The following is a 13,972-nucleotide window of genomic DNA, read 5'->3' on the forward strand; positions in this document are numbered from 1 at the left end:
GCCCCATAGTTACGATATGGGGCAAACTCCAATTTAAGAAGGGTTTATCATGCGAGTCAAACATGATAAAAACTCTTGGCTAGTATTATACATTAAAATCTCTTTTAAGGGGTTTAAAGTAGTCTTTTTTATAGAAAAGTGATTGCTAGCCAAAGTTCCCTTAAGCTTTCAAGCTTAAGGGTTTCCTTGTGAAGCGGGTTTGTCCTTGACTTTGGGGCGTTAGTTATACCTTTTTTATTCAAATTTTTAATCTTGTTTTTATATTTAATGATAAACAATTTAAGCGGGTTTGTTGTAAAATTTTATCACGCCCCATAGTTGCGATATGGGGCAAATCCTATGTCAAAAGGAGCATGCCATGAAACGCAAAAGTGGCAAACGCTCTTGGAAAGTATTATACCTTGAAATTTCAATTTCTTGGTTTAAAATGGTGTTTTGCATTAAACGCTGAGTTTTCAAGAGCGTTCCCTTAAGCTTTCAAGCTTAAGGGTTTCCTTTACAAGTGGGTTTGTCCTTGACTTTGGGGCGTTAGTCGTTTGGTTGTAAAACTCATTTCTTAAGGGGATAGGGGGGTATTTTGCGATAATACCCCCCCTTAACCCCCTTAAGTATCCCCCTAACCCCCCAAGACCGCTTTTTTTAGAGGCTATCGCTTGATTAAAATCAAGCTCTTTATTATTTGATTGTAAAAAATGCTGTTAGCATTTTTTAGGTTTTATTTTTTAAGACTCTGATTTTAGCGCTCATTAAATCGTGGTTTAAAGCTTTTTTGATGTTTTCAAATTGGCGTTTTTTGTTTTTAAGGCTAATGATTTCATTGTCTAAAGCGCTTAAAACATTAGCGATAGCGATCTGTTCGTTTAGGGGGGGTAAAAAAAGACAAATATTATTAAAACCACTCTTTGATAGATTGTATCGTGTTGAACCTTGCGCTAAACTCTCAAAAGCTTTTCTGCCTATTTCGCTATTAATTAAGTATGATAAAAACAAGCTATCAACTGCCTTGTCAAATATTCTAAAACCAAAACAAAAACTATTCAAGAAAACTTGGTCTATATCATCTAAAAGCACGGCACACATGCCTACTTCTTTTGGAGTTTCTGAAGAAGTATTAAAAAATAAATCATATTTTTTAAAGGAATTTTGTTTTTCGTTTGGGTATATTTTTACATTTTCTAGTATAGAAGTATCTATTATAATATTATTTAAAACATTCAAAAATGTAATATATTTAGCATTGCCATTGATAAAATCTTGCTTTGTTTTTCCTACTAATCCACCTATGGTTATTCCTATATCCCCAAGCCTTACTCTTTCCCAAGCTTGATTGAAACCTTTCAAGCGTTTTCTTTGGCTCAATAATTCAAAGCTTAAAGCTTTTTTAACGCTCTCTTTTTTGAGAATGAGGGAATCTAATGCATAAAGATAACGATCCACACCGCTTAAAACATTAGCGATAGCGATCTGTTCGTTTAGGGGGGGTAGGGATATTAGTAAATTTTTAATTTTGTTGGGGCTAACTTCTAAAAAAGTGCTACCGCTTGCCAACTTTAATAATTTATTTTTTAGTGTTAGAGTTAAATAATATAAAAATTCGTTATTGATTTTTTCTAATGGTATCAGCGATTGAAAACCTTGATTTGTTGTAGCTACCACTTTAAGAATAGCACAATCTCCAATACTAGCACGACTTGTTAATAAAATTGTTCCTATAGGTAAAAGTTTGGCGCTTGACTTTTTTAATCCTAATGGCGTGATTGTTCGCTGGCTTTTATAAACATATTTTGTTATGCCTATTTCTGTAGGCGTGAACCAATTAATATTACCATTCCAAAATGATGTTATTTGAGTGCTAGGTGTGCCTCCGCCGACAATTTCGCATATATCCCCAAGCCTTATTTTTTCCCAATTTAAGGGCGTTGTTAGCGCGTCCATGCGTTCTCCTGAATCATCTTAAAAGCCATAGTTTGATCTAATTTTAGGGTGTTATGAAAGGCATCTTTAGGGTTAAAATCCAGCCTTAATAGTAAAATTTCAATGTTTTTAACTAGCGAGCTTGTTTTGATTTTAGAGGGGTTGTTGTGGAATAAGTCATTCCTAGCTTTTCGTATCAAGCTGAAAGCTTTTAAAAAATGATCCCAAGTGCCATAGGCTGGCAAAACATGTTCGTTGTATGTTTTGTAATCTGCAAATAAGGGTTTAAAATCGCTCCAATGCATTTTAATAATGGTTTCTAAAGCGCCAAGAGTGAATAAGTTTAAGACTTGAAAGCCATTGTATCCTTCTAAGCTTTTTAAATGGTGGGTGTGTTTTAAACGCTCGATCTTATGGCTAAGCTTTTTAGATAAAAACCAATCGTCAATATCCTTACTGCTGTGTTTTTGAGCCAAAATAACCGCCATTTTAGAGCGCAAAGCCGTTTCAAAAAAATGTATCCATAAAAAAAGCATGTGGTGCGTTTTGGTTCGTTTGTTGTAAAAGTGCATTAAAAAATCAAAGAGGTTGTTGATTTCATTTTCTTTATTAGGGTATTTTTGCAACACGATACCTAATTCCTTGCTAGCGCCTATGAGGTAGTCGTAGTGTAACACGCTAATAGATTTTTTCAATTTGTCTAAACCCTTATTTTTGAAAGCGTGAGGGTTTTTTAGGGCTAGATGCTTTAAAATACGATTAAAAACTTCATTTTCAAGTTCCATTAAATTTCCTGTGCTATAATCGTTTTTAGTTTGGGGGTCTCATAGCGAGGATACGCTAGTCAAAAGGCACTCCAAACTTTTTAATATCACCCCATTAACCCTAAATCTTTCAAATGCTCTAAAACTTTTGATTCGCTCTCTTTGACTTCTTTGTCTAATTCTAACAAACTGTTGGAGTAGTTTGCAATGATTGCATTAAGGGCGCTAGAAAAAGCGTTGATGCGTTTTAAAATCTTATCTTCTAGGGCGTTTTTCAAGCGCTTGAGCCATTTGTCTTTGATGATGAGATCTTTAATTGCCTCTATTTCAAGCTTTTCGTATTGGTGGAACGCTTTTAATTCCAGCGCCTCATCAGCTTTATTTTTCGCTTTTTGCGCTTTATTTTTCGCTTCTAGCATTCTTAAAGCGGTTTTTAGGATTTGTTCATCTTCTGGGTCGGTGGCGTTTTTTAACTCTTTTTTCAAAACGCTTTCATTGACTTTCAATTCATCAAAAAGCCCTTCTTCATTGGAATGCTCTTCTATGAATTCCTCATAGTTGGCCACGCTTTCATTAAGGGCGTTTTCTAATTCTTCTAACATATTGCTTTCTTCTTTAAAAAAGCGTTGTTTGATCAAACTTTTAGGGATTAGATCGCTTTTATAGTAGGTTTTTTGAATGACAAAATCCGGCTCTTCTAAATAATTGGCTTTTTTGTTTTTGTCTTTTAGGGGGATTAATTTTCTTAATCCTTTAGCGCTTTCAAAGCCATTGAGTGAGATAAGAAACCAATCGTCTTGCAAGACTTCATTGTAGTAATCTTTAAAGAGTTGGTACACGCCGTATTGGTCTAAAATTTCCACTTTTTCAAATTCTTGTAAAACCTTTGAACAAACACTTTCTATGAGGGTTTTTGGGTTAAAACCTGGCTCTAAATCATTAAAAGTTGTCAATAGTTCCAATCGGTCAAAAGCGTTTAAAACAGAAGCGTGGAACGCTTGGTATTCTAAACTTTCAATGATCAAATCTTTAATGTTTTCGCATTCTGTTTTTAAAGCGTAATAACCCTCTTTATCGCTCTTTTTAAAAAGCGTGTTTTTAAGCTCTTTAAACACTTTAAAATAAGGGGCGTAGGCTTCAATTTCGTTTTTGGGTAAATAGTTGGCTTTGTGGCTGTTGATTAAAGCGAACAAGTCTTTTTCTAATTCTTGCTCAGCAACAATGTAGCGCGGGATATTCAAGTTATAGTCGTTAGCGCTAATTTCTTCTAGGCTCACCATTTTGGAATAATAAGGGATTTCTTTTTTCGCTTTAAAGGTGTCTATCATTTTTTGGACATCTTGCTCTCTTAAGCGGTTTTTATTGCCGTCTTTTTTAAAATCCTTACTCGCATCGATCATAAAAACGCCCTTTCTGGCGTGCGCGTTTTCTTTGTCTAAAACGATCACGCATGCAGGAATGGAAGTGCCATAAAAAAGATTAGGGGCTAGCCCTATCACGCCTTTAATGTAGCCTTTGGTTAAAATATTTTTTCTAATCAACCCCTCAGCATTCCCCCTAAATAGCACCCCATGAGGCAAAATCACCGCCCCTTTGCCTGTGTTTTTTAAAGATTTGATGATATGGAGCAAAAAAGCAAAATCGCCATTTTTTTCAGGGGGCGTGCCGTCTTCAAAGCGATTGAAATTATCATCAATGACTTGCTTGCTTTTAGGGTCTATGCTTAGCCCGTCAGTCCAGTTTTTCAAGCTAAAAGGGGGGTTAGCCACGACATAATCAAAGGTTTTTAGCATGCCGTTTTCAAGAAAATAAGGGTTAGAAAGGGTGCTAGAACCTCCTTTAGCAATATCAGCAGTGGCGTTATTGTGTAAAACCATATTCATTTTACAAAGGGCTGTCGTGGAAATGTCTTTTTCTTGACCATAGATAGTCAAGCCTTTTTCACCGGCCAAACTAGAAGCTTTTAATAACAACGAACCGCTCCCACAAGCGGGGTCATAGATGGTTTTATCTTGCCTGGTGTTTTTATCAATGCCAAGCAAAAGGGATAATAGTAGCGAAACTTCGCTAGGGGTGTAAAACTGCCCTTTAGATTTACCGGATTCGCTGGCAAAATGGCGCATTAAATATTCGTAAGCGTCGCCTAATAAATCATCGTCTAAAGCCCCATGCGTGCCTAAGCTTAAATTAGCAAAGATTTTAACCAAATTAGAAAGGGTGTCCACCATCGCCTTACCCTCGCCAAGCTTGGTGTTATCGTTAAAATCCACGCTGTCAATTGCACCTTCTAATAAATCGTTTTGCTCTGCAATCTTTGCAATGATTTTATTGAGCTTGTCGCCTATTTCTTTATCGCCCTCTAAAGCGAGAATGTCTTCATAAAAACACCCTTGTGGGACGATGATGTCGCTATCAGGATTGTTTTTGGCCTTATCGCTGATGTATTTTAAAAAAAGCAAGTTCAAAACATAGTTTTTATACTCGCTTGCATCCATTCCGCCCCTTAAACTATCCGCCCCAGCCCATAAGGAGCTATACAATTCGCTTTTTTTGATCGCCATTTAACCGCCTTATTTTGTTTTTAGGATTATAATATAAAGCGTTACAAAAAGCGTTCTTAAGGGGTTTGTGATGAAAACAGAAAGAGAAGTTCAAAATCAAGTTATAGAAACTTTTAAAAGCATGGGCTATGCGTATTTAGGGGATTTAACAAAGAGCGATAATGAAAACATTAATAGAGAAACCTTAAAAACATGGTTGGTTAAAAATCAAAAAATTGAGCCTGAAAGATGGCATCAAATTGAACAGAAGATCAACAACGCTTTAAAAAACGATTTATACGAAGCGAATCAAGCATTCTACAACCTTTTGATTTATGGCGTGAGAACTAAAAGCCAGAATGAAAACACCCAAACGACTTGGCTCATTGATTGGAAAGATGTTTCTAAAAATGAATTTAGCGTGGCTGAAGAAGTGAGCGTTAAAGGGCCAAATATCAAGCGGCCGGATATGGTGCTTTATGTTAATGGGATCGCTTTAGGGGTGTTGGAATTGAAAAAATCCAGCGTGAGCGTAGAAAGCGGTATCCGGCAAAATTTAGACAACCAAAAGAAAGAATTTATTAGAGATTTTTTTAAAACGATCCAGTTGGTTATGGCCGGTAATGAAAGTCAAGGGCTAAGATATGGCGTCATAGAGACTAAGGAAAAATACTACCTTTCTTGGAAAGAAGAGGGCGTTCAAAACAATTTGTTTGAGACGATTGAGTGCTTTTTAAAAAAAGAAAGGTTTTTGGAATTTATCCATGATTTTTTGATTTTTGATAAGGGGCAAAAGAAATGCGCCAGATTCCATCAATATTTTGCAATTAAAAAAACGCAAGAATTTATCAAAAGAAAAGAAGGGGGGATCATTTGGCACACGCAAGGCAGTGGCAAGAGCCTTACCATGGTGTGGCTCGCTCAATGGTTAAGAAGCAATATCCAGCAAGCAAGGATTTTAATCGTTACAGACAGAACGGAATTAGACGCTCAAATCCATGGCGTGTTTAGCAGGGTAGACGAAGAGATTTATCGCACAGACAGCAAGAAGGATTTACTGAGCGTGTTGTTTGAAAATAAGGAGTTTTTGGTTTGCTCGCTTGTCCATAAGTTTAACGACAATGACTTAGAATACTTGAAAAAACAACCCGTTTTAAAAGAATGGGTTGTTTTAGTGGATGAATGCCACAGAACCCAAAGCGGTAAATTGAATAAAGCCATGAAAAGCCTGCTCCCTAATGCGATTTTTATAGCCTTTAGCGGCACGCCTTTATTGAAGCATGATAAAAAGACAAGCCAAGAAGTGTTTGGGAATTATATCCATTGCTATAAATTCAATGAAGCCGTTAGCGATAAGGTGGTGTTAGATTTATGCTATGAAGCCAGGAGCGTGGATCAATATGTCAGTAGCCCCAAAAAGCTAGACGAATATTTTGACAGCAAAACCCAAGGCTTGAATGAGGCGGCTAAAGCAGAGCTTAAAAAGAAATGGGTTAATTTGCAAAAGGTTTTTTCCACTAAAGACAGATTGGCTCGTATTGTGCAAGATATTGTATTAGATATGGCAAAACTCCCACGATTAAAAAATGAAAAGGGGAATGCCATGCTGGTGGCTGAAAGCGTGTATAACGCATGCCAGTATTTTGAACTCTTTTTAGAAACAGACTTAAAGGATAAGGTGGCTGTGATCACAAGCTATGAGCCAACCATCGCTGATCTTAAAGATTGCGGGAGCGGTGAGAATGAAGAGAGTTACAAATACCGCACTTATTGCAAAATGCTGCAAAACTTTTTTGATGAAAAAGACGCGCAAAAAGCCCTTAATAAAAATAAAGAGTTTGAAGAAAAAGTTAAAGAGCGTTTTATTAAAGAGCCTTCTAGAATGAAGCTGTTGATCGTGGTGGATAAGCTATTGACCGGTTTTGATGCACCAAGCCTCACTTATTTATACATTGATCAAAAAATGCAAGACCATAAGCTTTTTCAAGCGGTGTGCAGGGTGAATAGGCTGGATAGCGAAGATAAGGATTTTGGCTGTATCATAGACTATAAAGATTTGTTTCATAGCCTACAAGAAGCGCACAGCGATTACACCAATAAAGCGTTTGAAAACTATGAAAAAGAAGACATTCAAGGGCTTATCTCTGACAAAGCCCAAAAGATTAAGAAAAAATTACAAGAAGCTAGAGAGCAATTAAACACGCTTTGTGAAGGCGTGAAAGAGCCAAAAGATGAAGAGGATTATATCGCTTATTTTTGTGGGGATAATGCAGAAGAAAGCGTTCAAAAAAGGCAATTATTTTATAAGCTTGTTGGCGCGTTTTTAAGAATGTTTGTGGAGTTGAATAATTTAGAAAAGCCCATCTATTCTAAAGAAGAAATGCAAACCATCAAACAAGAAGCGGAGTTTTATAGGAAGTTGCAAAAAACGATTGGCTTGAGCAGTGGGGATAGCGTGGATTTAAAAAGTTATAGCGAAGAGATGCATAGGATCTTAGACGCTTATATTAAAGCCACGGACAGCGAGACGCTATTCCAAATAGAAGATCAAGGGTTGTGCGAAGTTTTAACCCAAATAGACATCAATGATTTTAATGACGGGTTGTCTTTAGCGTTTAAAAATAAAAGCTCTATGGCAGAAGCCATCGCCAACAACATCAAAAAACGCATTATAGAAAAAGAAGCGAGCGATCCCAAGCATTATGAAAAATTGTCTTTGCTTTTAAACGACTTGATCGAACAATTTAGGGCAAAGAAATTAAACTATTTAGAATACTTGCGACAAATCCAAGATTTAGCCAAACAAGTTATTCATAAAGAAGACAAAGACTACCCTATAAGCATTGACACTAAGGCTTTAAAAACCCTCTATGATAATTCAGGGCAAAATGAAAATTTAGCCTTAAAAATAGATGAGTGTATAAGGGGTCATAAAAAAGCTGATTGGGTGGGGCATTCTGTCAAAGAAAGAAGCCTTAAAAACGCTTTGAGAAAAATCATAGGCGATGAGGTTTTGTTAGAAAACATCTTTAATTTAGCCAAACACATAGATGAGTATCATTAATGAATGTTTATCATTTGACTTTAAGCGATACCCATATCGTTATAGAAAAAAAGGCTATTAAACATTTGCACATTAGCGTTTGCCCGCCCAACGGCTCTGTGCATGTGTCTTGCCCCCTAGCTTTAAATGATGAGGGCCTTAAGCTTTCTTTGATCAAACGGCTCCCTTGGATAAAAGAACAGCAACGAAATTTTTTAAACCAAAACAGACAAAGCCAAAGAGAAATGCTAGAAAGAGAAAGCCATTACCTTTTTGGGAAACGCTATTTGTTAAAGATTGAACACACTCAAAAAAACCACTTTGTCCTCCAAAGCCCCACGCATTTAATCTTGCATGTCCGTCAAAATACAAGTTTAGAAAACCGCTTAAAAGCGCTAGAAAACTATTACCGACAAGTTTTAAGAGAAAAAATACAAACTTACATCAACCAATACGAAAAAGCTTTAAACGAAAGCATACAGGGCTTTAAAATCCAAAAAATGAAACGGATATGGGGGAGTTGCAACGCTCTTAAACGCACCTTACTTTTTAATTTGGAATTGGTTAAAGCGCCTAGTGAAGGCATTGAATATGTGGTTGTGCATGAGTTATTGCATTTAAAAGCGCGCCACCATAACGAATATTTTAGAGATTTGCTGAGTTTGTATTTACCCCATTGGCAAAGGGCTAAGGCCAGCCTCAAAGAAACTTATTTGGAGCACTGTTAAATTAAGGTTTCATCATCTCAGCAAAAATCGCTAAATCTGACACTTCAAACGCTCTATATCCTTAACAGAGTGAAGCGCCCAAACGCTAAAGACGATTGGGCTTCCTAGGCTGATGTTGAGGGAGAGTGTGGTTCTCACTCTATGTCCCTAACGATAGGGATTTTACAGAGTTTGAGCTCCAACGCATTCCCTCTTACACATCATATCTCCAAAGGCGTAACTTTGCACACTTCCTGCGCTAAATACGAATGTATGGAGATATTATACCACGAATTGGTAGCATTCATCCCAACCGCTAAAGACGATTGGGGTTTCTGTTAAGGAGTGATTAAACCACCCCATGGGGTTATCGCTTGGGAGTTGTCGCTTTGTGGATTTGTGCGAGCGTGTTTTTTTTTAAAACGGCTAACACAAACGCTCTTGCGAGCGTTTTCAAACCCCAATCATTCTAATTGTCTTTATCCTTTCTTAAAAAGTTCGCTATATTCTTTTTTAAAACCTTAATCTTTAAATCAAACGCTAAAACATGCGTTTTTAAAACCTTTTTGAATCCTTTCTGCTGCAGTTCGTTTATTCTTGAATCATTTTATGCACCGCTCTTTTGTGATAGCATTGTTTCTCATCATCAATATTTATGATAAAAGCACATCTTAAAAGGATCTTCTCAAGCGTTCTAACAAACGCTAACACGAAGGGCTTTGTTTGCATGGATATTATCTTAAAAAATTAATTTCTTAACTTGAATGACCTAAACGGCTATGCACTTATATTTTACCTAAAGGATAGGGGTTTTTGCGGTGGGTTTGTTGGAATTTTAGCCGCTATAATTTTAGCCACTATAAAGAGAAACTTTTTAGTAACTCATCATAGCAAATAACCCCCCCCCCTTTTTTTTTTAAGCCTTAGAAAGTGTAGTTTAAATACGCTGTAACCGATCTTCCAGGTGCAGGTTGCAAGCCTGCAGGGCTAGAACCAATCCCAGTAAAATAATACTTCATGTTGAAGATATTATTGATTTGCAAACTTCCTGTAACTCTGTGTCTCCCGTTTTCCCAGAAAATTTGGCTCACTTGGATATTCCACACCCAATACCAAGGCAAAAGCCCTTCATGTTGGGTCATACACCAAGCTTCGCACTGATAACCGCTATTAAGAACGCTTTCATAGTTATTCCCCCCACTATAGTATTGCATCCCGTAATAGCCTCCTGCTGCGCTGTTGCTAATCCCGCTATAAGCGCGGCTATAAAAATAGCTAGAAATACCAATGGTGGTTTTATGCCAATTGTAACGAGCGTCAAGAATGAATTGGTAAGGGCTTACAAAAGGGAAATGTTTGTTGTAGCTAGTCCCTTTTAGCACATCGCCATTCAAGTCTGTTAAAGGGCCATGGCTGGTTACACGAGTGTCAATGTAGTTGAAAGCGGCATGGAATTGCAACCCTCTAATGGGTCTGTAATACAATTCAAGCTCCACGCCTTGAGAATAACCATTAATGGGGCGCACATTGCCTTTCATAGGGCCACTTGTATAAATAGAATACTGCCCAGTGGCAAAATCGCGCGCCCAAATCCTAAAGTAATCCGCATTAAAGCTAAATTTATCTTTATAGGTGTAGCGCGCTCCTGCTTCCACCGTGTCAAAGTGTTGGGTGAAATACTCCGCTCCTCCATAGCTCAAAACGTCTAATTGAGGCGGGACGAAAGAGCGTTGGTAGTTAAAGTAAGTAAGCACATTGTGATCGCCTTGCACAGGGATAAAGCCAATATTGGTTGAGGGCATCCAATTGTTCATGTGCTTGATTTTTCTTAAATCTTTCTCAGGGATTTGCATCCAATCAGACGCATTTTCGTTGTTGTATTGCACAAAAGCGTAGCGCAAGCCAGGCACGATGAAAAAGCGCCCGTCCCAAGCTTCAATGCGATCGCTCAAATAAACCGCTGTGTAATTGTTACGCCAGTTATTCCAGTTTCTATAGACGCCATGCTTGATGTGAGGCTGCCAACCGCTCATCACGTTAGGGCCCTCACACAAGAAGCCTGCCCCTTCACCGCTCGTTTTGGTAGCGCATTCATTGGTGTTTAAGTATTGGCGTTGCAAAAAGGTGGTGGTCATGAAACGCAAGCCCATGATAAAGGTTTGCTTGACTTTCCCGGTATTAACGATCAAATTCACTTTAGGTTCAAAAGCGTTATTGATGGAACGCACAGGGTTTTCTACTTCTGCCCAGCCATTGTAGTTGGTGGCATAATAAGGCACAGCCAAGTTGTATCCTGCCGGAAGTCCCGCCGCCCTGCATGCCGCTTCGCTAAAACAAGTAACCATGTTGGCGCTATTATAGCTAGAGCTTACTTGGAAGTCCCTAGTCATCAATTGCCCGTAGTAAGTGAAGCTAAAAGTCCCGCCCACTCTGTCTAAATCCCCAAAGCGGTTTTCATACACAGCCCCAAAGCGTTGTGAGCGCCCGCCTTTTTGGTTTAAGGGGCGTAAATTAGCAAAGCGGTTTATTTTGTAATCTTGCTCGCTGAGTGATCCCGGTTGGGCGATAGCAAAATCGTAGTATTGGTAATAGGCTTTAATCCCATTGCTTTCATTGATGTCATAGATCCCATCCAGCCAATAGTTTGAAATACTAGAGGGGCTATTGTCCCTAAAGCCTTGTCCTCTAACCCAATTAGCTTGCGCTTGGATACCCACATGCTTATTGATCATCCCTCCGCTTCTCACATAGGTGTTATAGAGGAGGTTGTTGCCTAAAGACTTGATAAAAGAAGGATCGCCGGTTTTATCAGGGGGAGCGGCAAACCCGGCGTTTCTAGCCTTAGCCCAATAAGTGATCCTTTCAGCCGCTTGGTTTTCCCATTGGTTAGGGATAGGCTTAGTGATGATATTGACAATACCTCCATAAGTGTTAGGCCCGTATTGCACGCTACCTCCGCCTTTGATCACATCAATGCGATCAATAGCTTGAAAGGTAACAGGGAAAATATCTAGCTCAATATGAGCGTAGGGGGCCATATACACAGGAATACCATTAACCAGCATCAGCGTTGCATCGCTATGCCCTGAACCGCCCGCTCCAAAGCCACGGATTTGGATAGTGGGCATAGCCCCTACACCGGTGGCATTCCTGATTTGCAGACCCGGGACATTCTGTAAGGCTTCTTCAATGCTTTGGTTGGCTTGTTGGGTGAGCGCTTTATTAGAGATCACCGTGCGGCTTCCTGTGTATTTTTTCACTTCTTCATCTTGCCAACTCTTAGGAGCGGTAATCCCGCTATAACCCAAATTGACCTGACCAGAATAATCGGATCTATCCTTTTTCCCAGCGGTAGAAACCTTGCCTAAAGTGTAGTCTTTATCCTTAGCGAACAAAGACTCTTGGCAAATCAAGCTGGCAGTTAAAGCCAACAGAACTTTTTTATGCAACGCAAACTCCTTATGTGTTTTGAGAGATTTAAAAATGGTTTAAATTTCCTAAGTAAAATTACGCCAACGCAAATAGCAGTCGTAGGTAATAAAAACTAAAGAAACTTAATAACGCACGGAATTTTATCATAAAATTCTTAAATTTTTATTAATCGCAAGAAAATCTTTTTTTTTTTTTTGATTTGTTTAGTTTTATCGCAAAAATACCCACCCTTGACGCTCAAACTAGCTTGCATGCGGTTTGAAGTGCATAAAATATGCAAGGTGTTTTGATGCCTAATATTTGAACGATCTCAACTTGTTGTCTAAACACTGCCCCCTATCAAACAAAACCCATAAGCATCTAAGCTTTGATTTTAAACTCTTTCAAAGAGCCAAAATGCTATTATTATTTTTTTGTGTTTGCGTGTATTACAACATTCAGTCTTAAAATTCTAATAACGATCAAAAAATATCAAAAGGGTTTTTGCACTAATTTTTCTCTTGTTTTAGATCTCATTTTTCAAGTTTTTTAACTTGTTATTTTCATTCGCCGCTATCGTTTATTTAAAAACGATCAGCGATTAATGCTGAAAGATCGCTTTTTATCTTTAATTTTACAGCGATTGATGATGAGATCCAGTATTTCTAAAACCTGTTTTTCTTCTTCACTAGCGTGTTTCACGCTCACCGTAGGGTTGTATTCGGTAACCTCAACCGCTCCTAATTTGTCTTTAAAGCTTTCTAAAAGCATGCCCAGTAATTGTCTTAACTCATCAAAACTTAACCCATGGTTTTCACGCACGCCGGTAGAAGTGAAAAGCTTGCCATCCATAATGTCCAAATCCAAACTAAGATAAATAATATCCACCGCTTTCAATAACTCTTTGGTTTTTTTTACCACTTCTTGTATGTTTTCTCTTATCGTATCCACGCTGAATAAAGGGATTTCTAATTCTTTAATCACATCTTTTTCGCTTTGTTCAACGCTTCTTACCCCAAAATACACCAAACATTTAGGATCAACCTCTAAGCCCCCCTTTTCTAACCCTAAAGAGCAAAGCTTTTGCCATGCCTTTTCTTCGCTTTCATTCATGTGGTTAAACCCGCTACGGACACGATTTAAAACCATGCCTAAAGGCATGCCATGAATGTGTTTTGAATCGCTGTCATAAGCCGTGTGAATATCCGCATGCGCGTCCAAATACAAAATCCCTATTTTTTTGTCTTTATGAACGCTCCTAAACGCTTGGAAAATCCCAAACATGTTCGCATGCTCTGAGCTTAAGATTAGAGGAAAATCTTTTTTTTCAAACACTTCTTGCATGCAAGGGATCAGATTTTCTTTGCAAAACACATAATAGTCTTCAAAATTTTTAGCGTATCTAAATTCTTTATAAAGCACGCAACGCTCTTGAATGATCATTTGCATGTTTTCCACTAAATCATTATATTTTAGGCTTAAAGCCTCTCTCAAACGCCTAACGCCTGTATCGGTGCCTTTTTTTGACGCTCCTAACTCCGCTTCTAATCCTACTAAAATCATTTGATTACTCCTTTAAAGTCCTAACTCATA

Annotated in this window: 7 protein-coding genes; 2 read left to right on the top strand and 5 right to left on the bottom strand. The window is 38.0% G+C overall.

Annotated features, from left to right (window positions below):
- Positions 1-708: 708 nt before the first annotated feature.
- From AA977_RS06760 to AA977_RS06770, 3 genes are all read right to left on the bottom strand, one after another.
- On the bottom strand, positions 709-1,935 hold the full coding sequence (locus AA977_RS06760; protein WP_080472380.1) for a restriction endonuclease subunit S: 1,227 nt from the start codon (positions 1,933-1,935) through the stop codon (positions 709-711).
- Positions 1,923-2,699: a hypothetical protein gene (locus AA977_RS06765; RefSeq protein ID WP_064435056.1), complete on the bottom strand. Its 777-nt coding sequence runs from the start codon at positions 2,697-2,699 to the stop codon at positions 1,923-1,925. The genes AA977_RS06760 and AA977_RS06765 overlap by 13 nt, the downstream gene beginning before the upstream one ends.
- Positions 2,700-2,785: 86 nt before the next feature.
- Positions 2,786-5,239: a type I restriction-modification system subunit M gene (locus AA977_RS06770; RefSeq protein WP_064435057.1), complete on the bottom strand. Its 2,454-nt coding sequence runs from the start codon at positions 5,237-5,239 to the stop codon at positions 2,786-2,788.
- 70 nt (positions 5,240-5,309) lie between these two features.
- On the opposite strand from AA977_RS06770, the gene AA977_RS06775 reads away from it, so the two are divergent.
- Positions 5,310-8,282 (top strand): type I restriction endonuclease subunit R, encoded by a 2,973-nt coding sequence (locus AA977_RS06775; RefSeq protein ID WP_064435058.1) that lies wholly within the window; start codon positions 5,310-5,312, stop codon positions 8,280-8,282.
- Complete coding sequence (locus AA977_RS06780; RefSeq protein ID WP_064435059.1) at positions 8,282-8,989, top strand: M48 family metallopeptidase; 708 nt, start codon at positions 8,282-8,284, stop codon at positions 8,987-8,989. The genes AA977_RS06775 and AA977_RS06780 overlap by 1 nt, the downstream gene beginning before the upstream one ends.
- Before the next feature lie 902 nt (positions 8,990-9,891).
- Here the strand turns inward: AA977_RS06780 and AA977_RS06785 are convergent.
- Complete coding sequence (locus tag AA977_RS06785) at positions 9,892-12,417, bottom strand: TonB-dependent receptor family protein (RefSeq protein WP_064435060.1); 2,526 nt, start codon at positions 12,415-12,417, stop codon at positions 9,892-9,894.
- 556 nt (positions 12,418-12,973) lie between these two features.
- The gene (gene rocF / locus AA977_RS06790) at positions 12,974-13,942 is read right to left on the bottom strand and encodes an arginase (RefSeq protein WP_064435061.1); all 969 of its coding nucleotides are present in this window, start codon (positions 13,940-13,942) and stop codon (positions 12,974-12,976) included.
- Between the last annotated feature and the right edge of the window lie 30 nt (positions 13,943-13,972).

The sequence above is a fragment of the Helicobacter pylori genome (assembly GCF_001653455.1).
In the GTDB taxonomy this organism is placed as follows: Bacteria; Campylobacterota; Campylobacteria; order Campylobacterales; family Helicobacteraceae; genus Helicobacter; species Helicobacter pylori_A.

Bases quoted from the DNA above. Each gene is read 5' to 3' on its own strand.
- AA977_RS06760 (WP_080472380.1), bottom strand. From the start codon at position 1,935: ATGGACGCGCTAACAACGCCCTTAAATTGGGAAAAAATAAGGCTTGGG.
- AA977_RS06765 (WP_064435056.1), bottom strand. From the start codon at position 2,699: ATGGAACTTGAAAATGAAGTTTTTAATCGTATTTTAAAGCATCTAGCC.
- AA977_RS06770 (WP_064435057.1), bottom strand. From the start codon at position 5,239: ATGGCGATCAAAAAAAGCGAATTGTATAGCTCCTTATGGGCTGGGGCG.
- AA977_RS06775 (WP_064435058.1), top strand. From the start codon at position 5,310: ATGAAAACAGAAAGAGAAGTTCAAAATCAAGTTATAGAAACTTTTAAA.
- AA977_RS06780 (WP_064435059.1), top strand. From the start codon at position 8,282: ATGAATGTTTATCATTTGACTTTAAGCGATACCCATATCGTTATAGAA.
- rocF (WP_064435061.1), bottom strand. From the start codon at position 13,942: ATGATTTTAGTAGGATTAGAAGCGGAGTTAGGAGCGTCAAAAAAAGGC.